The 24,767-nt window shown below is 60.2% G+C and carries 17 protein-coding genes; 10 read left to right on the top strand and 7 right to left on the bottom strand.

Annotated features, from left to right (window positions below; all coding sequences use genetic code 11):
* The coding region (locus tag HMPREF1136_RS00285) for an ATP-dependent helicase C-terminal domain-containing protein (protein ID WP_009647291.1) at positions 1 to 825 on the top strand (825 nt) is incomplete at its 5' end.
* 49 nt (positions 826 to 874) lie between these two features.
* Here the strand turns inward: HMPREF1136_RS00285 and HMPREF1136_RS00280 are convergent.
* From HMPREF1136_RS00280 to HMPREF1136_RS00270, 3 genes are read right to left on the bottom strand one after another with little or no spacing between them, the layout of a single operon-like run.
* Positions 875 to 1,264, bottom strand: a complete 390-nt coding sequence (locus HMPREF1136_RS00280; protein ID WP_009057585.1) for a type II toxin-antitoxin system VapC family toxin — start codon at positions 1,262 to 1,264, stop codon at positions 875 to 877.
* Positions 1,264 to 1,536, bottom strand: a complete 273-nt coding sequence (locus tag HMPREF1136_RS00275) for a type II toxin-antitoxin system Phd/YefM family antitoxin (RefSeq protein ID WP_009647295.1) — start codon at positions 1,534 to 1,536, stop codon at positions 1,264 to 1,266. Before HMPREF1136_RS00275 ends, HMPREF1136_RS00280 begins: the two co-directional genes overlap by 1 nt.
* Before the next feature lie 40 nt (positions 1,537 to 1,576).
* On the bottom strand, positions 1,577 to 1,831 hold the full coding sequence (locus tag HMPREF1136_RS00270; protein ID WP_009647282.1) for a type II toxin-antitoxin system Phd/YefM family antitoxin: 255 nt from the start codon (positions 1,829 to 1,831) through the stop codon (positions 1,577 to 1,579).
* A gap of 200 nt (positions 1,832 to 2,031) precedes the next feature.
* Between HMPREF1136_RS00270 and HMPREF1136_RS00265 the strand changes: the two genes are divergently transcribed.
* Positions 2,032 to 3,429, top strand: a complete 1,398-nt coding sequence (locus HMPREF1136_RS00265; RefSeq protein ID WP_009647284.1) for a dihydrolipoyl dehydrogenase family protein — start codon at positions 2,032 to 2,034, stop codon at positions 3,427 to 3,429.
* Between the two features lie 171 nt (positions 3,430 to 3,600).
* Here the strand turns inward: HMPREF1136_RS00265 and HMPREF1136_RS00260 are convergent, their stop codons facing one another.
* Entirely contained in the window at positions 3,601 to 5,970 is a 2,370-nt protein-coding gene (locus HMPREF1136_RS00260) for a S8 family serine peptidase (RefSeq protein ID WP_009647294.1), read from the bottom strand.
* Positions 5,971 to 6,474: 504 nt separating this feature from the next.
* Here HMPREF1136_RS00260 and cas6 point away from each other — a divergent pair.
* The 7 genes from cas6 to HMPREF1136_RS00230 are packed head-to-tail and all read left to right on the top strand — an operon-like array spanning position 6,475 to position 17,827.
* Positions 6,475 to 7,194: a CRISPR system precrRNA processing endoribonuclease RAMP protein Cas6 gene (gene cas6 / locus HMPREF1136_RS00255; protein WP_232204135.1), complete on the top strand. Its 720-nt coding sequence runs from the start codon at positions 6,475 to 6,477 to the stop codon at positions 7,192 to 7,194.
* A gap of 16 nt (positions 7,195 to 7,210) precedes the next feature.
* Positions 7,211 to 7,960: a hypothetical protein gene (locus HMPREF1136_RS10790; RefSeq protein ID WP_009647296.1), complete on the top strand. Its 750-nt coding sequence runs from the start codon at positions 7,211 to 7,213 to the stop codon at positions 7,958 to 7,960.
* A 13-nt stretch (positions 7,961 to 7,973) separates the two neighbouring features.
* A complete protein-coding gene (locus HMPREF1136_RS00250; RefSeq protein ID WP_009647292.1) occupies positions 7,974 to 9,941 on the top strand; it encodes a hypothetical protein in 1,968 nt (655 codons plus the stop codon).
* Positions 9,938 to 12,040 (top strand): RAMP superfamily CRISPR-associated protein, encoded by a 2,103-nt coding sequence (locus HMPREF1136_RS00245; RefSeq protein WP_034504170.1) that lies wholly within the window; start codon positions 9,938 to 9,940, stop codon positions 12,038 to 12,040. The genes HMPREF1136_RS00250 and HMPREF1136_RS00245 overlap by 4 nt, the downstream gene beginning before the upstream one ends.
* Positions 12,037 to 14,841, top strand: a complete 2,805-nt coding sequence (locus HMPREF1136_RS00240) for an RAMP superfamily CRISPR-associated protein (RefSeq protein WP_009647287.1) — start codon at positions 12,037 to 12,039, stop codon at positions 14,839 to 14,841. Before HMPREF1136_RS00245 ends, HMPREF1136_RS00240 begins: the two co-directional genes overlap by 4 nt.
* A complete protein-coding gene (locus tag HMPREF1136_RS00235; RefSeq protein ID WP_034504168.1) occupies positions 14,838 to 15,425 on the top strand; it encodes a hypothetical protein in 588 nt (195 codons plus the stop codon). The genes HMPREF1136_RS00240 and HMPREF1136_RS00235 overlap by 4 nt, the downstream gene beginning before the upstream one ends.
* Positions 15,422 to 17,827: a TIGR03986 family type III CRISPR-associated RAMP protein gene (locus HMPREF1136_RS00230; RefSeq protein ID WP_009647283.1), complete on the top strand. Its 2,406-nt coding sequence runs from the start codon at positions 15,422 to 15,424 to the stop codon at positions 17,825 to 17,827. The genes HMPREF1136_RS00235 and HMPREF1136_RS00230 overlap by 4 nt, the downstream gene beginning before the upstream one ends.
* A gap of 4 nt (positions 17,828 to 17,831) precedes the next feature.
* Here HMPREF1136_RS00230 and cas2 read toward each other — a convergent pair whose 3' ends face one another.
* Genes cas2 through HMPREF1136_RS11330 form a run of 3 tightly spaced genes read right to left on the bottom strand, consistent with a single transcriptional unit; the run spans position 17,832 to position 19,739 of the window.
* On the bottom strand, positions 17,832 to 18,233 hold the full coding sequence (gene cas2, locus HMPREF1136_RS00225; protein WP_009647297.1) for a CRISPR-associated endonuclease Cas2: 402 nt from the start codon (positions 18,231 to 18,233) through the stop codon (positions 17,832 to 17,834).
* Positions 18,187 to 18,681, bottom strand: coding sequence for a CRISPR-associated endonuclease Cas1 (gene cas1 / locus HMPREF1136_RS11335; protein ID WP_009647293.1), 495 nt, complete (start codon positions 18,679 to 18,681; stop codon positions 18,187 to 18,189). Before cas1 ends, cas2 begins: the two co-directional genes overlap by 47 nt.
* Positions 18,642 to 19,739 carry a CRISPR-associated endonuclease Cas1 gene (locus HMPREF1136_RS11330; RefSeq protein WP_083836170.1) on the bottom strand — a complete coding sequence of 366 codons (1,098 nt, stop codon included), beginning with the start codon at positions 19,737 to 19,739 and terminating at the stop codon, positions 18,642 to 18,644. Before HMPREF1136_RS11330 ends, cas1 begins: the two co-directional genes overlap by 40 nt.
* Positions 19,740 to 23,748: 4,009 nt before the next feature.
* Between HMPREF1136_RS11330 and HMPREF1136_RS00215 the strand changes: the two genes are divergently transcribed.
* Positions 23,749 to 24,762, top strand: coding sequence for an IS30 family transposase (locus HMPREF1136_RS00215; RefSeq protein ID WP_034504165.1), 1,014 nt, complete (start codon positions 23,749 to 23,751; stop codon positions 24,760 to 24,762).
* The last annotated feature ends 5 nt before the right edge of the window (positions 24,763 to 24,767 follow it).

Raw genomic sequence — 24,767 nt, 5'->3', positions numbered from 1 at the left:
CTGGCGGTCGCCTCCATTGACCGCGCCCCGGCCTCGCGCCACGCACGCATCCTCGCCGCCGTCCCGCTGAGCGAGGAGGATGCTTTGGCGGCGGGTTCGGCTCTCCTGGCCACCCGCATGGACGCGTCGATCGACAAGGGCGTGCTGCGCGCGACGCGCACGCGCAGCCTCGGCGCGATCCCCCTGTCTTCCTCCCCCGCCCGCGCCCTGGGCGACGAGGAAGCGACCGCGCTGGTGGCGCAGCACCTGGCCTCCCGCGGACTCGGCGAACTCGGCTGGGGGAAGGAGGCCTCGTCCCTGAGGGAGCGCATGCGCGCGCTCCACAACGCGTTTGGCGAGCCGTGGCCGGACGTGTCGGACGAGGCCTTGGCGGGCAGCGCGCACCAGTGGCTGGCTCCGTGGGGGCGACGCCTCGCGTCGGGCACTCCCCTGTCTCAGGTGTCGATGCTGGACGTGCTGCGCTCGCTGCTGCCGTGGCCAGAGGCGGCACGTCTGGATGAGCTGGCACCCGAGAAACTCCCGATTCCTTCCGGAGGGACGCGGCCGATTGACTGGAGCGGTGCACACCCGGTGCTCACCCTGCGCGTGCAGCAGGCGTTCGGGTGGACGGACACGCCGCGCCTGCTGGATGGGCGCGTTCCCTTGGTCCTGCACCTGACGGATCCGGCGGGTCGGCCCGCGGCGGTCACTTCGGACCTGACGTCGTTTTGGGCGGGACCCTACCGGGACGTGCGCGCGCAGCTACGCGGGCGCTACCCCAAGCACCCGTGGCCCGAGGATCCACTGCACGCGGAGCCCACGAACCGGGCCAAGCGGCGGAGCTAACGGAAAGTGCGCGCGGGCACACGAAGCGTGACTCGGAGGCGGAAGCGAGTCAGCACGGTGACTCGACGGGAATTCCGCTCTTGCGCGCCGCGTCCGCCATGCGCTTGTCGTAGGTGACGATGGCTTGGAGATCGCGGCCAATCGAAAGCGCGGCGGCCAGGTGCAACGCGTCGAGGCTGCGCAGCTCCACGGGTAGGAGCCTCCCCGCCAGGTCGAACATCTCGGTGTCGAAGGTCAGCGTGGAAAAACTCCACAGAAGCTGACGCACCTGCGAGGCATCCGCTCCCCGGCGTACGCACGCGCGCATCAGTTCTGTGCGTGAGAGTTCACTGGTCCATAAGCCGCAGTCGGCGCGGTTGATGAATGTCTCGAGCGCCTCGGTCCCCTCCTCGGGAATGATGAGCTTGACCAGCGCCGACGTGTCGAAGTAGAGCGCCATTAGTAACGTTCTTCATCGCGCAGTTGCTGGAGAACCGGGCTGAGCGGAGGCCCTGTTGTCGGCTTGGTCGACGCGCAGTACTCCTCAAAGGTCCGAGTGGCGGGGGTTATCAGCCCGCGCTCACGCAGGCGCTCGATCGACGAGTTCGCAAGGGGACTCATCTGCGCGACCGGGCGGCCACGATCAGTGATGGTGATGACCTCGCCGGCGGCAACCCTGGCCACCACCTGGGAGGCGTTTTGACGCAGTTCGCGAATACCAACGGACTCCATGTGCTACACGGTAGCACATGGAGCCTGGTGACAAACTTCGTCAGTCCTGCAGTTTGCCGACGATGCCCCGCCCGTCAGGGAGGTTTTTGGACGGCATCTGGTAGGTGTCGAGGTCCGCCATGGCGGGGCGCTCGAGACCCAAGTCGCGCAACTGCTGGTACGTCGACATGCGCACAGGGCCAAGCTCGGCGACCGGCTGGCCTTCTTGTGTGAGCGTGACGACTTCCCCGGATGAGGCCCGCGCGAGCGCGGCTCCTACATCCTCTTTGAAATCACCAATTTCTAGAGCCCTCATGGCTCTATTCAAGCATGCCGGAGGCACTTTCAACGACCGGCAGGACCACACTATGACACAGTGCTCCTATACAACAGCCAATCGACTGGTATCTCGCTGTTTGCGGGTGAGAAGCGACACGCCCGGGATGTTCACCCTGTGGAATAGATCCGCCGCGCGGTCGTTCTGATAAGTATCACCTCACTAACTGAAGGAGAAACATGTCCACGAACGCAATCGAGACCGTCGACCTGCTGGTTGTTGGCGGCGGCAAGGCCGGCAAGTCCCTCGCGATGGAGCGCGCGAAGGCCGGCTGGAAGGTCGCCATGGTGGAGCGGCGTTTCGTCGGCGGCACCTGCATTAACGTGGCATGTATCCCCACGAAGTCGTTGGTCAACTCGGCTCGTCGCCTGAGCGACGCCCGCACGGACGAGGCCTTCGGCATCGTCGGCACCGAGGGCGCGCGCGTGGACCTGGCTAAGCTCCGCGCTCACAAGGAGGGCATCGTCGGTGCCATGGTGGCCGCGCACGAGAAGATGTTCGCGGCCCCCGGCCTGGATTTCATCCGCGGCGAGGCTCGTTTCACGGGCGAGCGCACGGTGACAATCGCGCTTGAGGGGGGCGGCGAGCGCACGATCCGCGGCGAGCGCGTCCTCATCAACCTGGGTTCGCGCCCGGCGCGTCCCGCGATCCCCGGCCTGTGGAAGTCTGGCGCGTGGACGAACGAGGAGATTCTGCGCCTGGAGGAGCTGCCTTCTTCCCTGGCGATTATCGGTGCCAGCTACATCGGCGTGGAGTTCGCATCGATGATGGTGACCTTCGGCGTCGACGTTACGCTCATCTCCTCGGGGGAGCACGTGCTGCCGCGCGAGGACGAGGACGCCGCCCGCGTCGTTGAGGCTGGCCTTGAGGCCGTCGGCGTGCGCATCGTGCGCGGCCGCGCGGCGTCGGCCTCGCGCGAGGGCAACACGACGACGCTGACGCTCACGGATGGCTCCACGGTGTCCGCCGAGGCGGTCCTGGTGGCCGTGGGTCGCGTGCCCAACACGGACGGCATCGGCCTGGACGAGGCCGGGGTTGAGTTGACGGATCGCGGTTTCGTCGCGGTGGATGAGCACCTGCGCACCTCGGCTGAGGGCGTGTGGGCGGCCGGCGACTGCGCGGGCACCCCTATGTTCACGCACGCGTCCTGGTCGGACTTCCGTATCATCCGCGCGCAGCTTTCCGGCACGTCACTGGACGATCCGACGACCACCACGAAGGGCCGCACGATCCCTTACGCCGTGTTTGCCACCCCCGAGCTGGCCCGCATCGGCCTGTCCGAGGGCGAGGCACGCGAGGCCGGCCTCGACGTGCGCATCGCGAAGGTTCCGACGGCCGCGATCCCGCGCGCAAAGACGCTGCGTTACGCGGGCGAGGGCTTCTGGAAGGCCGTCGTGGACGCGAACACGCACCAGATCCTGGGCGCGACGCTGATCGGCCCGAACGTCTCCGAGGTGATTACCGCCGTGCAGCTCGCGATGTCCGGTGGCCTGACCTACGAGCAGCTCCGCTTCCTCCCGGTCGCACACCCGACCATGACGGAGGGCCTGCAGGTCCTCTTCGATTCGCTGGGCTGAACACCGGAGCGAGGCTAGGGCGCTTCGAGTGCCCGAAGCCCCTTCCTCACTCTGGAACATATGAGTGGGCGGGTCCGAACCATACGTTCGGACCCGCCCGCTTTCTCATGCTCTCAGGAGAGCGCGAGGACGCGTGACCGGGGAAGGGGCCACGGCCTCGTCAGTGGCGGCTCAGCGGCGCAAGGCACCCGACTTGTCGAAGGTGTACCACGTGCCATCGATCTGGACGCGGCCGGTCACCATCTGGCCGAACTCGTTCAGGTAGTACCAGGTGCCACCGTCGTTAACCCAGCCAGTCGCCATCGCGCCCGACTCCTGGAAGTAGTACCAGGAGTCGCCGATCTTCGTCCAGCCCGTGGCCATCTTTCCGGAGTCCGCCAGGTAGAACCAGGAGCCGCGCACCTGCGTCCACCCCGTCGTCATCGCGCCGGAGTTGTCCATGTAGTACCAGGCGTCGGCAACCTTGGCCCAGCCGGTCGCAATGCGACCGGAGGTGCCCAGCCAGTGCCATGCACCGTCATAGTTGACCCAGCCGGCGCCCAGGATGCCGTTCTCGTCGAAGTAGTAGCTGTCCGCGCCGATGGCGAGCGGACCCTTCGCGCACGTCGAGTCGGTGTAGCAGTACTTCCAACCCGCGGGGTCGTTCACCCACGCGCCGCCCTCGTGAGCGGATGCATCGACGTGGAAGTGCACGTCGTCCGCGACGTCGTCATCGGCGCGCTCGTCCTTGTTGCGACCCTCCGCGGTCACGGTGACCGAGGCGAAGGGTTCGTCGGCGGGCAGCTTGCTGGTGTCGTAGGGGCCGCCGAGCAGGACGACCTGGTTGCCGGTGAACTCGCCGGTGCCCTCAACCGTCACGGGATCCTGGTCCTCGACCTTCATGGTGGCCGTGGTGACCGGGCCGGTGACGGTGGTGCGCACGTAGATCATGCCTGCGACGTGGGCGTCGGCCAGCGGACGCCAGTCGGTGCCGCCGTCGTAGGAGTACTCGACGCTGCCCATGACGGGCTTGGGCTGATCCTTCAGGACCGCGTCGAGCGCGTTGACCAGGCCAGCGCCGCGGTATTCCTTGCCGTCCGTCGGCTCGGCGAGGCGGTCGTAGGTGTAGCCGGCCTGCTTCTTGACCAGCGCGATGACCTCATCGGCCGTGTAATCCGGGTGGATCTCCTTGACCAGCGCGGCCACACCCGCCGCGTGCGGGGAGGCCATGGACGTGCCCGACAGGTAGCCGAACGGTGGGTCCTTCTCCCAGGTGGGCATCGTGGACCAGATGCGCTGGCCGGGCGCGGCCACGTCGACCGAGTTCTTGCCGTAGTTGGAGAACCCGGCGCGCTCGAGCTTCGCGGTGGCCGGGTCGGCACCGGTGGGCAGCTTCAGCGCGGAGACGGACAGGACCGAATCGTTGAGCATGGCCGGGACGTCGATGCCGCCCGCGACGTTACGCTCGACGGCCGCACCCTCAACGTCGTTGGGGGAATCCTTGTCGATCGTCGGGTTGTCGTGGTCGTCGTCGGAGTTGCCCTCGGCGGCGAAGTTAACGACGCCGTGCTCCTTGGAGTAGTGCACCGCGCGCGAGGCCGCTTCGAGGCCCGCGGCCTGGGAAGCCTCGTTCGGCATCCAGAAGGCGTAGGGGTCCATGTAGTAGCTGGAGTTCGACACGTCGACGTTGTGCTCGGCCGCCCAGTCGAAGGCGCAGGCCACGTACTCGGGGTAGAAGGAGCCGGCCTTGTTCGAGGTCTTGATGGCGATCAGCGTCGCGTCGGGTGCCACGCCGTCCACGCCGTATCCGTTGTGCGAGGCCGCGATGGTGCCGGCGACGTGCGTGCCGTGGTAGTGGTCATCCTTCCAGGCCGAAGGGTCCTGGTTGGGGATGCCGTTGACCTGGCAGCCGACCGAGCGCGAAGCGTCGATGCGGTCCTTCAGATCCTTGTGATCGGGATCGATGCCGGTATCCATGACGGCGACGGTGACTGCCGCGCGGGGAACGTCGACCGTCTGGGCTTCGACCGCGCCAATGGCGGACAGGCCCCAGGCGTTGGCGTCGCCCTCGTCGGGGGTGAAATCGTTGAGCTGAGAGTCGGCGGACAGGCCGGTCTCGTGCTCGGCGGCGGCCTCGTTGACGGCGTTCGCTTCGGCGTCGGTCTTCGTGGGCTGCTCGGTACGGACCTCGTCACCCGTGACGGTCTTGTAGCGGGTGGGGCCGATGGAGTCGTAGGAGATGCCTGCGGCCACGAGGCTCTTGCCGAGGTCGGGCGCGTAGGCTGCCTTCACCGACTGGACGAAGAAGGAGTTGAATTCAGGGTATTGGGCCAGGACCACGCCATTTTCCGAGGCCTTGGAGACGGCCGCGTTAAAGTCGTAGCGCGAGGCGGTGGCGGGCAGGTTGACCGCGTAGTTCATGACCTCGTCCTGGGCGCGCGCCTCGGAGGTGATTCCGGCGACGCCTTCTGCGTGGGAGGGCGCTCCGAACGCGGTGAGGGTTAAGCCGACCGTGAGGGCGGCTCCTCCCGCGATGAGGGTCTTCCATGAGCGTTGGTGCATCAGAGTTCCTCGTTTCTGTGCTGCTGTGCTAACGGAGACGCGGCCCCTGGTCAGTCCAGACAACGCGCCATAGTGTCAATCATCTCAAGGTTCCTGACAAACCTCCCAGAGGGGTTTCACATTTTAAGAAGTCTTGACCTAATTTGTGGCGGCAGGTAGGGATTCGAGCATTCTTGACGATGGGCGGCAGGCTCGCAGCAGTTCCTGGCCCCCAAATCCGCAGATGAATCCAACAATGCGCTAGACAGTTGTTCACCAATTGAAATAAATAATGATACTTAAGGGGCCTATCATGCAGAAAAGCTCTTTTAAATACGCATTGACCAGCTAGGCGAGACACTTGACAGTTGGACATGATCTGTCAGACATTCTATGCTACCGTCAGAGACGACAGTCACACACGAGTGATGGGAGGCACCGATGCCGACATCCGTTTACGTGAGCTTTGACGCTCCAGAGGGGGTGCCAGCCACACCTAGGCGGCTTCATGCCGCCCTGTCAGCAGTGTTGGACTTACCGCCGGGTATCAGCCCGGCCAGGGCCTCCCAGTTCCCGACGCTGGCGCACCGGCCACCGCACGGCGCGGGCAGCGTGAAACCGTATTCACTCGGGGAGCTATGCCACTCAGAGTCCACGTTCGGCGTAGAGGTGCGTTTCCTGGATGATCGCTTGGTCGACACGCTGGACGCATGGCTGTCGTGGGGAGGCGTCATGCGCCTCGGCGCGGGCACCGAGGACGACGCCGTGCTGATTGCGACCGAGGGACAGATCATCAACCAGGCATCCTGGGAGGAGCTGGCGGAGCGGGACCAGGACACCGCGTGGGAGATACGCCTGGTCACGCCGACGACGTTTTCATCGAAGGGGCATCACGTGCCGAGCCTATCTCCGGCGACGATTGCGACGAGCCTGCAGCAGCGCTGGTGGACATGGAATCGGAGGCTCGCTCCCCCACGCATCGACCGCTACGCCATGGCGAACGTGCTGGCAACCCAGGATTTCACACACTCATCCACGGTGTCACTGGCGATGCCGCGCAACTCAGGCCACGGTCGCCTCAGCTCGCGCCAGATCCCGGCCCACGAGGGCCACCTGCGCATCAGCGGCGTCGAGGGGGCCGAAGCGACCCGCATCTTCTCGCGCCTCATGGCACTGTCCGCATACACGAACGTCGGCTCGCACACGAGCTTCGGCATGGGCGTCATAGACGCTGTGGCCGCATAAGAGAGGAAAGACAAGAATGCAACAAGACAAAGCACTTCCATGGCACCAAAAGCACAGAAAGCCAATCATTCTTAGCTCAATTGCTCTGGTCGCGATAGGCCTATTAGTTTACGGATTCTTTCACTCAACAACCGAAGAATTCACAACCAGCTTCGCACTTCCAGCATCATACACACTAGCTGCACTAATTCCCGGATACTTCGTTGTCGACACAGTCGGCAAAGGGTTACTTAAACTCAAAGGCCGCGTTTTTTACGGACTCAAGAATAAAAGAATACTCCTAGCAGGCGATAAAGAGGAATGCGACAACGTCGAGGCCCAGCTACACTATTCACAACTATTTGACAAGAAGAACATCACAAACATCTCAGCCAATAGAACAGTTCCCGAGCAGGCACACAATTCCGACAACTTCACTAAGTATGATCTAGTAATACTTTGTTTTACGGGCACAAATTACGCCCCGATCTCAGACCAACAAGCCGAGCTACTATCCAAAACACTCTCCACAATTGGCCATGACGAAAGAGTCAAAACTGACATCAAGGCGAACAATAGCGATGAAGCAGTCACTGGGCTAATTGTTCTATGCCCCCTTGGATCCCTTAAGGATCCAGATGAGAAGAATAAGTTGATTCCAGAAATACATAAGTGGGATACAAATCCGTTCAAACGCCCCTTCACTGCTGTCGTAAATCAAGCGGGAAGACTATTGACAGACATTTTCTCACTCCTGATAACCTTGCCTCCGCGCAATGATGAGTAGGGAGGAACCGACCATGACAAGTTGCCTCGTCATGCTGCAGACAAACAGCAATCAGCCCTTCATCTTCTCGTCTCCTCGCCTGCGTGAGCAGATTGGCGCGTCCTTTGAAATCACCCTGCTGTCCCGCTGGGTTAAGGAGGAAGCTGAAAAGCTCCTCAAGCAAAAGCCTCTTCCAACCTCTTTCTGGGTCTCCGACTCATCCGGCAAGGTGATCGTCCGACTCACCGAGACTGATGGCGATCCAAAGGAATTAGCGAAGCGACTGATCCGAGAGGTCACGCTCCGAGCCCTCACCGACGCCCCAGGCCTCGACGTCACGGGTGTCTTCATCCAGGCGACATCCAACACGGTAGATGCGGACGACCTGCAAGAGCTTGATCGTGTCTTTTTGGAGTACTCGCTGAACCGCCGCCCGGCGGCGACGCGCTTCCCGCAGTTCCCGTTCCTTCAAAGAGCCGAAGAATCGGCTCTCCCTGCCTCAACCCCGCTCACCGATGAGGACGAAGGAAACATCCGGGAGTATGCGAAAGAACTGGGTGTTCCAATCCTGGCGGATAAGGAGAAGCAGCTTCCAACACAGACAGGAAACGACAAGGGACGTTCCCTGTCGCTCCCCTCTCGCGTCAAGCGCGCATGGTCGCGTTCGGCGCGTCGCCTCCAGCTTGAAGATGTCGTCAAACGCCAGCACACTTCGGAGAAGCCCGAGGGTACAATTTCCAACCTGTACGAGGACCCATTTCAGCTGGAGAAGGCATTCCAGGACACTCCCGATGAGAGCAACGCCGCCAAGGCTGTTCCGGAGCTGTCATCCGTCGGCGTGATTCACATTGACGGGAACGGAGTGGGCGCGATCATGCGTGACCTCGGCGAGGCATTCAAAGGGGTCTGCTGTCACCTCGATTCCCTCGAAGAACCAGCGTATAATCACAAAGATAACCCCTGCGACATTGATGAAGGCCGGTTCCAATGGTTCGTCATGGAAGTGAACTACCGCCTCGACGGGGTCGTCAAGCAAGCGGTAGCCAAGGCCTGGGAAAAGGTCACAGAAATCGCGAGTGAAGACGAACTTCCGGGACCTCCTGTGGTTCCCGTGCTGGTCGGCGGCGACGACGTCACGGTCTACACGGACGGACGCTACGCGATTCCCTTCGCAGAGGCTTACATCCACCATTACGAGGAACTCACGAAGGACGATGATCTTTTGTCAGTTCTCGCCATTATTGCTGGAGGGAAAAAGGCCGACGCGCCAGAGCGGGCTCGCTTCGAGATCAACGACTACATCATTCAAGAACCCGGATCCCTGACGGCTTCGGCGGGTGTGGCCATCGTGGGGCGTAACTTCCCCTTCCATATCGCCTACGACCTGGCGGAGGGCATGGTGTCGCGCGGGAAGAAGCTCGGCAAGAAGAAGGATACGGTCCCCTGTTCGACGATCGACTTCCATGTCCTACGTGACGCAACGGTCCTCGACCCGGACGACACGCTGGACGAGTACAAGGGCCGCACCCAGCGCCCATTCCTGATCGGCCACTACGCCCAGGACAGGATCATGGCCGAAGCCGACATGTCCCCCAAAGATTGGTGGGTTCAGATTCTCCGCACGGTCGCGGCCTTCGACGGCAAGAAACCGGACGACCCCACGCAGACCACCGGCGACCCGTTCCCGCGTGCCCGCGCGAACCGCATCGTGAAGCTCCTCGCGGAAGGAGAGGGAGAGAAGGCTGCAACAGAGTGGGACTACGCGCTACAGAATGCCCCCAGTGCTGGACGCCTCGCCAAACAGTTGAAGCTACTCCCGCCTCATTCGTCGAGTTCCGATGAAGCTGGCGAGGCCCTCGAGCAGATCAAGTGGCTCCTGGACCTCATCGACCTGTCTGAGAACTTGCCTGACGGGTACCTCGCTTCTCGAATCGGCCAGGGCACCGACGGCGCTGGCTTCCAGGAAACAGCAGACGATTCCACCGAAGGAGGTGCCAAGTGACCACCGATTCACCTACCACTTCTCCTACCGCGAGCGGCCACATGACTATCGTGTTCACGTCCGACTGGGGAGTGTCCACGGGCGTAGGCCACGCGGGACGCACACACTCAAAAATTGAGCGTTCCGGCGACAAACCGGTCGTGCGCGGCACGGTCATCACGGGTGTCCTGCGCGAGCAGGCGATGCTGGCGGCGAGGGCCCTCGATGGGGCGGAAGAGGGGAAGTGGACCGGCTTCGCCCTGTGGCTCTTCGGCCAGAACCCCGACGGCAAGCAAGGCTCTGACCCCCACCCGCGCCACGTGATCTTCTCGGACGCGGCCCCGGCCTCGGCCTCGGCGATCCCGGTCCACGACACGGTATCCCTGTCCATCGACCCAACCACGGGGACGGCGCGTGACCAGTTCCTGCGCTTTACGGAGCGGGCGGCGCCCGGCGTCCTCACGGGCACGTTCACCCTCATCGACGAGGCCGGGGCCGAGATCTCCGATCCGGCGACGATCAAGGCCGCGCACTTCCTCCTGGGGGTCGCTGGCCTCATGGTCCGAGGCATCGGCTCAGGCCGCAGCGGAGGCGACGGCGAGTGCACGGTCGTGGTCAGCGATAAGGACTACGTGGAAATCGGCCGACAGGATGCGAAAGCCGCCGACGCGCTTAAACGAATCCTGACGAACCAAGATAACGACAGCCCCACATACTCGTCGGAAGACGTCAAGACCGTCGCAAATCGACTGCGGAGCCTCACCTGTGAATGTTTGGATACGAACCCAGACGCGCCGAATCTTCCGGAGAACAGCCCCCAAGACATCGCAATGCCCTGCCTTCAGCAGTCGGAGTCCGGCAGCACGACCTGGTATGAAACGACCCTCGACGTCGTTCTTGACACTCCGGTTGTCTCCTACGAGGTCCCCTTCTCGAACGAGGTGCGGTCGTTGGACTTCCTGCGCGGAACCGTGTTGGTCCCGTGGCTGCACAACTTCCTGCGCAAGAAATATCCGGACAGTGACGTCGTGAAATCCGCTATCGTCAGCGGTGACCTGCGTATCAGTGATGCACTTCCGGTTTACAAGGAGGTGGCCGGGTTGCCCGTTCCTTTCGTTCTGGAGAATGAGAAGGTTCACGAGGACAAACAACCCCGCACGCTCTTCAACAGGCATATCCCCATCGACGATCAGGTATGTGGAGACCACACGATCCCCACGCGTGGCAGCTATCTATTCGTTAAATCGAACGGAGCTCCCGTCACGGGGTGGATCGGGAAGCCCTCGCTGATTGGTCGACAGTCGACGGCGATCAATTCGGAGACGGGCGCAGCGAAAGATGGACAGCTGTTCCTGGTGCGTGCTCTGCCCGCCGGGTTGAAACTGCACGCCTCGATTGTCATGTCGGAACGACTACTGAGTGAGCTTCGCAGCCCCGATGCTACATCCGAAGCTTCACTTCTGACGTTCGACCTCGGCATTGCTGAGCAGCCAGCATTCCTCGGATCCCGCAAGCTCACAGGCACATTCGGACGCGCCCGCTGCACTGTGGGCAGCACCTTCACCGAAGTGGGAAGCACCCCGCCCCCGGTAGAGGGTCCTGTCACCGATGAGGGAACACAGGCCTCGTCCTCTGAATCCACCGAGGTTGTGTCTCTGTGGTTCACGTCCGACGTGCTCGCACGGTCGAGCGCTCTGGGGCTGGGCGGGAGCGTTGAGGATCTGGAGCTTGCTTTCAGGCGGGCCAACGTTCCGGTCACGGTCGTTCGGGAGAGCACTGACGGCGAGCCTCATTCGCGCCCCGATCAGGACTCGAACGACAAGAATCGCAAACGGATTCTGACTGCGATCCGACACCGGCGCGTGGACTCGTGGTCGCCGCGGGATAACGCGCCTCGCGCCACACGGCTGGCGATCCAAGCGGGTTCCGTAATCCGAGTGCGTATCTCCCCGGACGATCTTGAGTCGCTCAAGACACTCGGACATATCGGCGTCGGTGAGCTGACGCCCCAGGGATACGGTCGGTTCCTCGTGGACTCCCCCTTGCTGGCGGAAGCGACGCTGCCCTTGTTCAAGACCAGGAGTAAGAGCTTTACAGCACCAACGGAGGCTGTCTCATGACCATTTACCGCTACGACTTGACGATCCCCGTGCGCGTCGTTTCCGCGCTGCACTCCGGTGGCGTCGATGAGGTACCTGAACGCCCCATAACCGACGAGGACGGCCGGACTGTGCAGCCGAACGCTTTCGTACGCAATGGGCTGGGCGAGGCAATCCTGCCGGGTCGTTCCATCAAGGGAGCCATTCGTGCCGCGTTCGAAGAACACATGGATGTGCTTGACTTCAGCAAGGAAGACCTCAAGAGCCTGTGGGGAGGTGAGATGCGTCGGGAGGTCGGTACTCGCAAAGAGCAACATGGGGACGGAACCAACGAATCTCTCCCGCTGCGGGCAAGCGCCCTCACCTTCCACCATGCCGTGGTGTGGGACCGCACTAGAGGCGATCTCCCCCACCGCATGAGCACGGCCATTGACCGCGCCACCGGCGGGGCCGCAGACGGCGCACTTTTCGCGTACGAGTACCTGCCCGTGGACACGACTTTCGAGATCCGAGTCAGCGCCGAGGCCCAGGATCCGGCCCCAGACTCCACAAAGAACAAGGATGCACAGTCCACAACACAGCGCGAGGAAACAAAGGGGACACCTCCTGCGCCCCATACGCTGGTCGAGAAAGCCCTGCAAGCGATCGTGACACTCCTCGGCGGCAAGTTCATCAGCCTCGGCGGCAGGACAGGATCTGGGTGGGGCCGTATCAAGTTGAACGGCACTGCGACGTACCGTGTTCAGTCTGTAGTTCAATCGGAGAAGGGCGGGCTAAAGAACACACTCGATCAGTTACTCGACCTATCCGAACCGAAAAAACTGACACCAGATAAACACTCAAGTTATCGCCCCTCACGTTCAACCATCGAAATTCAGTGGCAGGCTCCGTCGGGGTTGTTCGTCGGAATGAACAAACCCGACGGCATCAAATCCTCGGAAGAAGACACGGTACCCGCAGCGCCACTGCGCAACTGGCACCTCGATGACAAGCATCGCGCCGATCACGGGGATGCTACTTATCCGAAAGTCGCACATGAGGACAAGGCCTCGCTGCTACTTCCGGGCACGTCGATCCGCGGGGCGTTGCGGTCCCACTGTTCTCGCATTGCTCGCAGCATCGTCAGTGACAGCGAAGGTTGTGACAAACTCGGGATGCCGGAGGATGTGCACAAGCAGCTCGCCGCGGATCCGATCCTCGTGCGTTACTTGTTCGGGACAACCGAGTACCGGGGAGCGGTCCGCGTCCACGACTGCGAGGGGCATATCCCAACACAAGGGGAAAAGGATAAGCCTTTGAAGCTCACACGCAACGCGATCGACCGAGTCACCGGAAGCGCTGCCCACGGAGCGTTGTATTCGGAGCTGCTGTATCCGCATGCCACATGGGATTCGATTCAGATCGACGTTGACCACGCCCAACTCTGCCGAAATATTCGCCAGGACCCTGGTGGTTTCGTGCTTCCAGCCCCCTCGTCATCAGACAAGGATTACGAGCTTCCAGGCTTCAAGATCCGCATGCGAGCAGCTATCCTTCTCCTGACCATGGCCGTCACCGACCTCTGCGAGGGAATCCTGCCTCTTGGAGGAGGGACAGGCGGGGGTCTCGGCTTCATCGATGTCTCCCGAGTATCTTTCATCGGATTGCGAGACGCTACGTCACCAGTTGAGATTCCCTTCGAGGGGCCCGATCACCCCGAAGATTCTCACGAGGTGCACGAGGCTCGTACGGACTTTGCGCGAAATATTCTGACGAGCGTAATCTCAGCCTTCGGTGAGAAGTGCCCGGAGGTGACATCGGCAGAGCACACTGCAATCAATCTGATTCGGAAGTGGGTGGGCTCAGAATCCGATGGCGATCAAGAGAGCTCTGCAGCTCAACGTATTCGACCGACGCAGGTGCGGATCAGCTGGAACTCGCCAACCGGTGTGTTCGTACACGACCCTCAGTCAGATGACGGAAATAACCAACATCCCCTCAGGGCTAAGACTGCTGGCAAAAGCACGACGGACACTACAGCTCCCCTGTTGATCCCAGGTACATCAATTCGCGGTGCACTGCGCTCCAGGTGCTCGCGGATCGCTCGGACCGTACTGTATGCCGACAATCCCCCATCACCGGTCGAGAGCTTCACTCAGGCAGATAGCGATGGCAACCAGGTACCTATCGATATTCACGAGCAACTGGCCAAAGAGCCACGGCTCGTGCGCTACATGTTCGGTACCACCGAATACCGTGGAGCAGTTCGAGTCCGAGACTGTACGACGAAGGATACCGGACCGTCAGTCACGGTCACTCATAATGCAATCGACCGGTGGACAGGAGGAGTCGTTGAAGGGCTGCTGTTCAAAGAGGTGACCTATCCGCACGCCACGTGGAATGACATCGTAATCGAGGTTGACACCGCACGTCTTCTTCAGTATGTGAAGACCGACTCAGGTATCGGGGGCCTATCACTCAACGAGTGTTTACCCTTCGCCCGAGCGTCCTGGTGTCTCCTGTGTATTGCCCTAGCGGAACTCAGCGCGGGCACACTTCCCCTCGGAGGCAGGACAACCCGAGGCCACGGCCAAGTTGAGGTAACGAGCCTCCGCTTATCTGGCGCTGATGGTCAGGTCGTAAATACTCCAGCAGAAGCGATTTTGTGGAAACGCAACGATAACAGTGAGGACGATGCGCGCGGAGGCGCAACAGCACTTCTGGCCTATCTGATAAACAAGACAGAGAAAGAACCCTCATATGAAGATTGGGCTGAACGTTTGCAAAAGCTTGAAGAACCAACACACGAGGCCTCCACTCCTAATGAGAGCGACGAGCAATGATTGAGACAAATATCGATAACCACGGTCGCGCAGCAAACCTACTCCCCTGCCACCTAACGACCACCAATCACATAATCGATAACGCTAGTGCGCTCGCTGCGCATATCGATGCGAAATTTGCTGCCCACGAGTTCGTCGGCATTGTGTGGACAACCAACGGTACGCACCGAGTGCCGGATGTAAAGTCCCCAAGCTTCGATGACTCACACACTTATGAGATACGTTTCTGGCGTGTCATTAGCAGTGACAGCGCAGACTCAACGCTCGCTCACGAGTTCCGTTGGGTAAACGGCGTGGGTGCCGTTGAGCTGACACTCACCAGGGATACGCCCGACGCAGCGTCCGAAGCCTCGGAGTCAAAACCTGTCAGCGGTTGGTTCCACAAGGTGATCTATCTGCAGCACCAGTCTGCAGAGGGCAGTGACGCGGATTCTGCCTCGGAGGCTACCTCCGTTCAGACTGGCGAAAGCAAAGAAAACACCGCCACCAAGCAGATGACGGCAGTCGAGTTCATCCAACAAGAGGATAAGTACGGAAACACGGTCGTAGTCGACCAGCTATTCACGGGAGAGTGGGCCCAATGAGCACCTTTCATCACGCATACAACGGTATTCCAACACATCGTAGTGGCGATTCATTCTTCGCAGACGGAAGCGCTCCGTGCCTTGACCACCTTGACTTGGATTCCTACTCTGGAACGCTCAAACTCACAATTGAAACGAAGACACCACTGATAACTTCCTCCCGCGATGAGACTGGTAGGCTCGTCGTCCCCTCCGTTAGTGGAAACCCTCAGGGAGCAACCAGTGATGCAGAAGCGATCATTCCAGCAACTTCACTCAAAGGAGTCCTATCTTCCGCCTATGAGGCAGTAACTCAGTCGAGATTCAGGGTATTTGGTGACGATCAGCGTCAGCCCCAGTTCCGTTACACAACTGACCATCCTCAAAGGTGGCACAACAATGGCATCCCTCCCTGGAAAACTGGATTTCTACGAGTAACTCATGGAGACAATGGGCCCCAGTGGAGCATTCACTTGCAGCAGTGCGCCCTCCTGCCCGATTCGATCGATGCAGGAGTAGCCTTTACTCCTCCCGGTTTCGAGCAGCCAATTCTTGGGGGATTCCGCATGGTAAAACGAGGCAAAAAGCAAGAGAAGCTCAGGATCAAGCACTCGGAGGCCGAGAAAACAGCAGTAGAGAATATGCTTACGACTCTAAGAAAACACACCCCACACCTCAGCAAAGTAACTTCCTTCGATGCCTTCAAGCAAGAAAGGCACGACAAATCACACCTAATTGTCTCCAGCGTCAACGGTATAGCACTCTGCCAATCAAAAGCACCGGACGAATATACGCCGATAAGGATAAAATGCGACGGATACATTGTCCGCTTGACAAAGGTTCCCGATACCGGCAAATTGAAGCCCAAAGACAGGCTCATGACCACAAAGTACAACGAATATCTCTTTTACACAGATAAGGGAACTCCCAAGGCTAAACCGATTCAGCTTGACGTTAATAGTCCATTCGTTGCCACAGTACTGGAAGCGGCTCGCATTGCGAACAATCCCGCCACAAGTAAAGGAGCTCAGCACACCCTTATCAATAGGGCAATCCAGCACATTCAGCACAATGGGAAGAAAAGAGAGCTGGGCAAGAATCTAACCCCTGAGAATGTCTACGAATTTCTACTTACTGAGGCTGGAACTGAGCCCGGCGTACCTGTCTTTACACGAAAGCACGAGAATGGAGAGTGGGAACTGTCGTTCTCCCAGTTGGGCCGCTCAGCCACTCCAGGAAGCCTCTCCCCATCACGGCTAGCGGAAAGGGGGAACGTTAATCCTGCACAGTCAGTTGCTGAGACCTCTGCCGCCGACCGCCTGTGGGGGTTTGCTGCTCAGGATCCAGGCGATACTGATTCGTCAGCTCTTAAAGGAAGAGTCTACTTGACTAACGCCCACCTAGTGCCACAAGTCGGAACGGAATGTCTTCAACGCTCAAACAGCGGTGAGGGTTGGATCCCCCCGATCTTAGCAGAACCAAAACCATGGACAGCACAGCCATACCTACGGCATGTGGACGGATCGGGAGTCTTCGCGACAGAACGATCTGAGTGCTTCACTGAACAGAACTCCCTCATCAGAAAGACATACCCGACCCACCGTTTCCTTCTAGCGCGCGGGGGAGCAGATGTTCTCGGCGGCAAACAGCCGAGTAGCTCATTGAGTAGCTCTGAAGTTCTTGTTGGCTCTTTCGTCGCGTCGGGAGCAAACTTTGAGTCCACGTTGCGTTTTGAAGGGCTCAGCGCGAAAGAGCTCTCTGTCCTCCTGTGGCTTCTGGATCCAGAGAGGATCGTCCCGCATTCTCAGCGGGCTGAGGGAGAGTACGGTTTCTTCCATCTGGGATTAGGGAAGCCACTGGGGCTCGGGGCAGTCTGCATTCGCGCTGAGGTTCTCACGCTCGTCACATCTAGGTCGTTGGCAAGCAGCTACCGAAACCTAAAGGGGGTGCTGACCCGTGACGAGACCACGCGTTCCGACGAGGAGCAGAAGAGCCTTGACGCGAAGCTGGCTTCCATCAAAGAAGCGCTTCCCTCCACCATTTCCAAGCAAACATCACTGGCTGTGCGCGCATTCGTCCGTTCTGCATACGGGTGGAAGATCGACGAGGGTGCAAAGAGGGATCCTGTTTCGTATAGCCCCTCCGCTTTCCAGCCCAAGAAGCAAGGCCTTTCGCCCGTTATCAGCTACTTCACCGAGTATGAGAAGAGCCGAATCAAAGATGAGGAGTTCAGGTTCAAGTTCCTCACCCTCGAAGAGGACAAAGAGGATAGTGTTTCACAGTCTTTGTGCGCACCCAAGGGTGAGTCACTTCCCTCTCAAGGTTCCAGCCCAACGGTGACTTCAGACGACTCTTCGACGCAAGCTCCACGACGGAAGGCCCCCAAACCAGGCCCTGGGCTGCACAGACCTCACGCCCACTAGGCCCTCACCACACTCCCCGACACAACCCCACGTCGTCCAGCGCTATGGCCGCGCCGAGTATGTCGGCGCGGTCGGCGCAGGATGAGCAAATGCGGTAGATGTGGATGACGTCTTCGGAGTCGGAGATGAGGGCAGTGAGCCGAGAACGCACGCGCGCCAGCGTGGCTGTGTCGAGGCGGAGCTGGAATACGGATTCTCGGATGCGGTAGCCCCAGGATTCCAGTGTTTTGGCGACGCGGAGGCGCCGTTTGGTGTCGGCGATGGCGCGCGCCAGCATCTGCGCGGAGTGGGCGATGTGTCTGCGCCACGACCCCGAGTGTCCGGGGAGCGCACCGGTGACGGATCGCTGGCAGGCGGCCTCATACGCGTCGACGAGGATTTTCTTGCCGTCGCTGCCCAGCCACACTCCCCCGACCTCGGCCTCGACGACGCCGTGTTCGGGCCGGAGTTTGCGCGTGCGCGATGCCGAGTGACGGTTCGAGCCCAGCGGCATGCAGCGCGCCGACGAATTCGGACAGGAGGATCGCGTACCCGTAGGACAGGGCGGCGTTGGGCAGGTCGCGGGGTGGGCGTCGGCTGCGCCCGTCGAAGGTGACGTCGGCGGGCACGCACGCGGCGAGCGCGTCGAAGTAGGCGTTGGAGCACGCGCCTTCGATGCCCATGATCTCGTCGAGGGTGCGCGCGCCCGCGAGGGAGCGCCGCCACGCGTGCATGTGCGCGGTCGTGTCGGCGACGTGCACGGCCCGGTCGCGTCGGGCGATGCGGGTGAGGACGTGGATTTGACCGCGGATTTTCGCGCCGATGAGGCTGGCGGTCAGGCGGACGCGCCGCTCATGGTCACCGACGATGGCCACTTGCGCGAGGAGCCGACTAGCGTGCGCTCCCCGTTGGCACCGATGAGGGTGCCTTGGTAGGAGCCTCGCCGCGACAGGCACACGACGTCGACGCCACTGCGCATCGCCCACGAGCGCGCGCCCGCGGACAGGCCGACGTTTCCGGACAAGACGATACGCGACGCTGTTTTGGGCAGGGATGTCGCGGGCAGCGAGCCGGGCGCGTCGACGAGAACGCGGCCCGCTTTGACATGAACGCGCGCGCCATCGCGACCGACGTAGAGGATGCGGTCGGCTTGGCCTGTGGGTTCGTCGCTGGGCTTGGCGGTCCACGGGTCGATGCCGACGCTGGCGAGGGCTTTCTCATCGTCAATACACTGGGTCGTGAGGTCGGTGACGCGCGCGCCCGCATTGATGGCCGCGGCGGCGACGGTGTCGATGGCGTCGGCCAGGCGTTGTTCGTTTGGTGCCGCGAGCATGAGGGTGGTTCCGACGCGCGAGTAGCGCAGTCCTCGCCCGGTGGCGTACCTGTCAAGATCGAGCAGAGCGGCGTCGGCGAGGAGGCGCGCGAGTGGGTTGGGGTCCGAGGCCCGGGCGAGTTCGTCGATAATGGGCGCGTCGGTGTCGGGCAGGCCTAGTGCCGAGAGTGCCGCGCGGGTCACGAGGCCTGGGTCGGCCGGGCAGATAGTGGCTCGCGCGAGGTGGTGGTTGCCGTGGTCGTAGTCCTCGACGACTCCTCTACTGAATGCGTCGTGTCCTGCGCGCGTGTCGTCGTAGGTGCCGTTGGGCCGTTCTGTGGTGAGTCGCCGTTCGAGGCTTTCGCGCGCTGATTCAGCCAGGAGCGCCCGAGTGATAGCGTCCGCTGTTGCGATCGTGTTCGCATCGAGAGCGGCGATCCGTGGCGGCGCCCAGTCGTGGGCGGCGAGGACGCGGAGGTGTTCGTCGGTGAGGCTTCCCGGCGTTGGGGTGTTCGCGCTGGTGGGGTCGGGGTGTGCTGTGAGGAGTCGGCGTCTGGCGCGAGTGAGGGCTTCTGGGCTGGTCGCTTCTCTCAGGGACGAGGCCGTGGCGGGTGTCGTCATTGTCTGTCCTTCCACTCAACTCCCTTGCGGTTACTCTACAAGTGTGAAGCGTTGCGGAGGGGCGACACGCCGACGATGGCTGCGATTTCCGGGACGGCGTCGGCCCCGCAGGCGTTCCGCGGCGATGCGAGCAGTTGCAACGAAAAATCTGGTAATCTGACCTCGTGTTTGTTGGTCGGAGGGGTGCTTTTTCGGCCACTGGCGATCCGGTACGACGTTTTCCCTGGTCACAGGGGGTGCGACACGCCGGGCAGTCAGAAAGCACCGAGCGCCATAAGGTGCATTAAGACGCGAAACCACCGGGAACAGTAACCGTGCGACCGGACTCGTCAGAAAGCACCGAGCGCCATAAGGTGCATTAAGACACCCGGCCCAACCTGGGGGTGACGACCGGCGCCGGGAACGTCAGAAAGCACCGAGCGCCATAAGGTGCATTAAGACGCCGTAAACGGGGCCATGTCCGCCGAAAAGTAGAGTGTTGGGTCAGAAAGCACCGAGCGCCAAACGGTGCATTAAGACTCAGACGGCTTCACCGTCTTGGAGTTGATGATCAGACCCTGTCAGAAAGCACCAAGCGCCATAAGGTACATTAAGACGATGCGATAGTGAACGGCGGGTTATCGGTGAGCCACGTAAGAGTCAGAAAGCACGGAGCACCATAAGGTACATTGAGACACAAAATGGAACCCCACATACTGCCTGCCCATTTCATCAACGTCAGAAAGCACCAAGCACCAAAAGGTGCATTAAGACTGAGCATGCACGAGAACTTGGGGTCCTGCTCCGGGGAGTCAGAAAGCACCGAGCGCCAAAAGGTGCATTAAGACCGGTCATTATGGCTCGCTTCGGTAGGTGGCATTGCATCCCGTCAGAAAGCACCGAGCGCCAAAAGGTGCATTAAGACCGGACGCCCCATTTCATCCCTAGGACGCCGTAGTGAGGTCAGAAAGCACCGAGCGCCAAAAGGTGCATTAAGACACGAAAGATCTCTTCCATTTTGACTCCCAGCGAACAACCGAGTCAGAAAGCACCGAGCGCCAAAAGGTGCATTAAGACTTGGATGCGCTTGAGCTTATCTTCCGGGCTGAGGGCCAGTCAGAAAGCACCGAGCGCCAAAAGGTGCATTAAGACCAGTGAACGTACATGTCGGTACGATTAAGTCACAGTGCCGTCAGAAAGCACCGAGCGCCAAAAGGTGCATTGAGACAAAATGGGGAACTCGCGCTCCCAGTCCACGCTTTCGACGGGTCAGAAAGCACCGAGCGCCAAAAGGTGCATTAAGACCGCGACCACGACCGCCGGAAGCGTCGCCGCTGAGCAGGTCAGAAAGCACTGAGCGCCAAAAGGTGCATTAAGACCGGTGACGAACTCTGACTGGACCTTAGGTTTGATAGTGTCACAAAGCACCGAGCGCCAAAAGGTGCATTAAGACAAAACCATATGAGTATCAGCGCCGTGTGGTACTGCGGACGTCAGAAAGCACCGAGCACAAAAAGGTGCATTAAGACACGAGTTGATCAGCTCACCAGTCTTGTCCTCTCGCCAGTCAGAAAGCACCTAGCGCCAAAAGGTGCATTAAGACCATGCGTACTTGAGCGGAATAATGTGGTCGATCTGAACGGGTCAGAAAGCAGCGAGCGCCAAAAGGTGCATTAAGACCCCGCTCTCAGGCAGCCTCCAATAGACGATATTTTCGTCAGAAAGCACCAAGTGCCAAAAGGTGCATTAAGACGACAGCATAGGGCCAGCATCGAAATACATGCTGCGAGTCAGAAAGCATCGAGCGCCAAAAGGTCTATTAAGATCCCATGTCACGTACCACCGACCGGACGCCGCCCGCCGCCGGTCAGAAAGCACCGAGCGCCAAAAGGTGCATTATGACCTCCAATGAGCGCTGCAGGGGTGGTGTCCATGGCGAGTCAGAAAGCACCGAGCGCCAAAAGGCGCATTAAGACATGATTTTGCGCATCGATGCTCGTGCATGGGCTTCGACAGTCAGAAAGCACCGAGCGCCAAAAGGTGCATTAAGACGTGGTACGGCACGACACCTCCACAAGGTCACCCTTGTGTCAGAAAGCACCGAGCACCAAAAGGTGCATTACGACGAAGAGAACCCTTCGTGGTGACGTCGCCGCCGCCCTTCGTCAGGAAGCACCGAGCGCCAAACGGTGCATTAAGACACATCCCATGTGGAGCGCAGGAGAAAGTTCGCACCAGCGTCAGAAAGCACCGAGCGCCAGAAGGTGCATTAAGACAACTCCTCTTCCCAGGGGATCGTTTCCTCTTGCTTTCGTCAGAAAGCACCGAGCGCCAAAAGGTGCATTAACACTTTCGATTAGAATCGAGCAGATCGACAATGCCACCAGTAGGAAAAGACCGAGCATATAAGGCACATTCAGACGTCGACTCATACGCGATCTTGCACACGCCGTCAGCCGTAGGTCAGAAAGCACCGAGCGTCAAAAGGTGCATTAAGACATGTTACGAAGAAGAATGTTAATCTCCATATCGCCCGTAGTCAGAAAGCACCGAGCGCCACAAGGTGCATTAAGACGCATCAGTACCCCTATCTCAGTTGTCGTCAGTTCCATCAGTTAGAAAGCACCGAACGCCATAAGGCGCATTAAGACCGCTCCACAAGCCAGGTCGTGGTCCCCTTCTTCTTAGTTAGAAAGTAAGGAGCACAATAAGGTGCATTAAGACCATGAGTGCCATGTGAACCTCCTAAAGTTCAATCAGTTCAGCTAGAAAGCACCGGGCATCATATGGCGCATTAAGACCGGGTCGCCAGGCCAACTGCTCAAGCTCTTTCCGCTGCGCATTAGAAAGCAGCGAGCGCCATAAGGTGCATTAATACGGAGTTTCATAACCCTTACGGTACTGCTCCCACATCTCCAACTAGAAAGCATCGAGGGCCGTAAGGTGGATTAAGACCCGCGACTTCCCAAAACCAGTCGCCACCGTGTTCACCTAAAGTCAGAAAGTACCGAGCGCCAAACGGTGCATTAAGACATGAGGGAAATGAACGCAACCCACACGAGCTTGATCTTCGTTAGAAAGCACCGAGCACCAAACGGTGCATTAAGACATACCGCTGCCGAGATCTTCAATGGTGGCCTTACCGCCCTCGGTTAGAAAGCACCGAGCACCAAACGGTGCATTAAGACTTCGATGCAACCTCAATAATAAAGGGTTGCGTATGTGGTCAGAAAGCACCGCGCGCCATAAGCTGCATTAGGACAGTGAATCGACGCGCTCGACCATGCCAGGAGAGGATCAGAAAGCACCGAGCACCCAAAAATTTCGCACGCAATTCCCTTAGTTCAAACTTCAACGAACGGCGAAAAGCGCGACATCTCAACGGCACAGCTTCAAGTCTTAAAGGAGTGGAAGGCGAATTGAGTGCGACATTTTCCAACAACCCTCCAAGATCAGCGCCATAAGGTGCATTAAGACAGGAGCCAGTCGAGCATGGAGGGGGTGAGGCTGTAGGTCAGAAAGCACCGAGCACCATAAGGTGCATTAAGACCTCCTGCCAGACTTGTAGCAGAGATGAATGTCCGACAGGGTTAGAAAGCACCGAGCGCCAAACGGTGCATTAAGACGATTAAACTAACACCCCTCGACGAGATGGGTTACCGTCAGAAAGCACCGAGCGCCAAACGGTGCATTAAGACTCGCAGGCGCGGGAGCCGTCGCAGTAGGAGCACTCGGTCAGAAAGCACCGAGCGCCAAAAGGTGCATTAAGTCCCCACCGCCCGCCGCTCGTGGCCAGCCAGTTGTCCAAGTCAGAAAGCACCGAGCGCCAAAAGGCGCATTAAGACTTCCAGCGCTGTGCGCTATCCGTGATGTTGTCGTAGACGGTCAGAAAGCACCGAGCACCATAAGGTGCATTAAGACGTCATCGCCGCGCTGTGCACGGAATCGCTGGTTTCCTGTCAGAAAGCACGGCAGTGTCATAGGGTGTAAGCAATTTTCGTGTAGCGGTGATGCTGTTCGGAGGCTGATCATGGGGTGTCGTCGGATGCTGAGTGTTGAGGATCGCGCGGCGATCATGGCGGGGTTGGAGGCGGGCTTGTCCCAGACGCGTATCGCCCACTTGATTGGGCGTAGCCCCTCGGTGGTGTGCCGTGAAATCGCCCGCCATCGGGGTCCTGGCGGCGTGTACCAGGCCGAGGATGCCGGGAGAGCAGCGCAGGTGGCCAGGCGCCGCCCTAAGAAGCGGCTCCTGGACCGCGATGAGATTCTCCGCCGCCGCGTGATCTTTGATTTGTCGCAGGGGCGCACGCCCCGCCAGATCAGCGGACGCCTGAGCGTGGAGGCATGTGGCACAGTGGCTCCTATGGATAATTCTCCCCACGCCCAGGGCCGCACGATCAGCCACGAGGCGATCTACACGTGGATCTACGCCCACCCCAAGAAGACGCTGATCGAGCACGGCGTATGCCTGCCCTCCAGGCGGTGGATGCGCAAGAAACCCCCTGCAGGCGGGCGCACACCACCCATTGTCGGCATGCGATTAATTGACGAACGCCCCGACATTGCTGACCGGATGATCCCTGGCAACTGGGAGGGGGACCTCATCATCGGCAAAGATGGGGCCAGTGCGTGCGCAACCCTGGTCGAGCGCACCACCCGCTACCTGATCATCGTGGCCCTGCCACTGGGACGCAGGGCCGACCAGGTCTGTGATGCGCTCACCCGCCGCATCCAGGGCCTACCCGAAGGAGCGATGCGAACACTGACATGGGACCAAGGACGGGAAATGGCCCGCCACCAGCGCCTCACCCAAGATACCGGCGTGGAGGTGTTCTTCGCTCACCCCCATAGCCCCTGGGAGCGAGGAACAAACGAAAATACCAACCGACTTATCCGCCGCTACCTTCCCAAAGGAACCCCCATCACCAGCCACCAGCCCTACCTCGACGCCATCGCCTACGAACTGAACAACTGCCCCAGAGCCACCCTCGGCTACCGCACCCCCACAGAAGCATTCAACCAACTCATTGCTACCACCCATTGACACCA

This window comes from Actinomyces sp. ICM47 (assembly GCF_000278725.1).
Classification (GTDB): Bacteria; Actinomycetota; Actinomycetes; order Actinomycetales; family Actinomycetaceae; genus Pauljensenia.
Note: the sequence above shows the minus strand (reverse complement) of the source record. Positions and strands in the feature narration are given on the sequence as shown.

What these genes read in the sequence shown, in the direction of transcription:
- HMPREF1136_RS00275 (WP_009647295.1), bottom strand. Translation starts at nt 1,536, where the DNA reads ATGGAGTCCGTTGGTATTCGCGAACTGCGTCAAAACGCCTCCCAGGTG.
- HMPREF1136_RS00265 (WP_009647284.1), top strand. Translation starts at nt 2,032, where the DNA reads ATGTCCACGAACGCAATCGAGACCGTCGACCTGCTGGTTGTTGGCGGC.
- HMPREF1136_RS00270 (WP_009647282.1), bottom strand. Translation starts at nt 1,831, where the DNA reads ATGAGGGCTCTAGAAATTGGTGATTTCAAAGAGGATGTAGGAGCCGCG.
- HMPREF1136_RS00215 (WP_034504165.1), top strand. Translation starts at nt 23,749, where the DNA reads ATGGGGTGTCGTCGGATGCTGAGTGTTGAGGATCGCGCGGCGATCATG.
- HMPREF1136_RS00230 (WP_009647283.1), top strand. Translation starts at nt 15,422, where the DNA reads ATGAGCACCTTTCATCACGCATACAACGGTATTCCAACACATCGTAGT.
- HMPREF1136_RS00260 (WP_009647294.1), bottom strand. Translation starts at nt 5,970, where the DNA reads ATGCACCAACGCTCATGGAAGACCCTCATCGCGGGAGGAGCCGCCCTC.
- HMPREF1136_RS00280 (WP_009057585.1), bottom strand. Translation starts at nt 1,264, where the DNA reads ATGGCGCTCTACTTCGACACGTCGGCGCTGGTCAAGCTCATCATTCCC.
- HMPREF1136_RS00240 (WP_009647287.1), top strand. Translation starts at nt 12,037, where the DNA reads ATGACCATTTACCGCTACGACTTGACGATCCCCGTGCGCGTCGTTTCC.
- HMPREF1136_RS00250 (WP_009647292.1), top strand. Translation starts at nt 7,974, where the DNA reads ATGACAAGTTGCCTCGTCATGCTGCAGACAAACAGCAATCAGCCCTTC.
- HMPREF1136_RS10790 (WP_009647296.1), top strand. Translation starts at nt 7,211, where the DNA reads ATGCAACAAGACAAAGCACTTCCATGGCACCAAAAGCACAGAAAGCCA.
- HMPREF1136_RS00235 (WP_034504168.1), top strand. Translation starts at nt 14,838, where the DNA reads ATGATTGAGACAAATATCGATAACCACGGTCGCGCAGCAAACCTACTC.
- HMPREF1136_RS11330 (WP_083836170.1), bottom strand. Translation starts at nt 19,739, where the DNA reads ATGACGACACCCGCCACGGCCTCGTCCCTGAGAGAAGCGACCAGCCCA.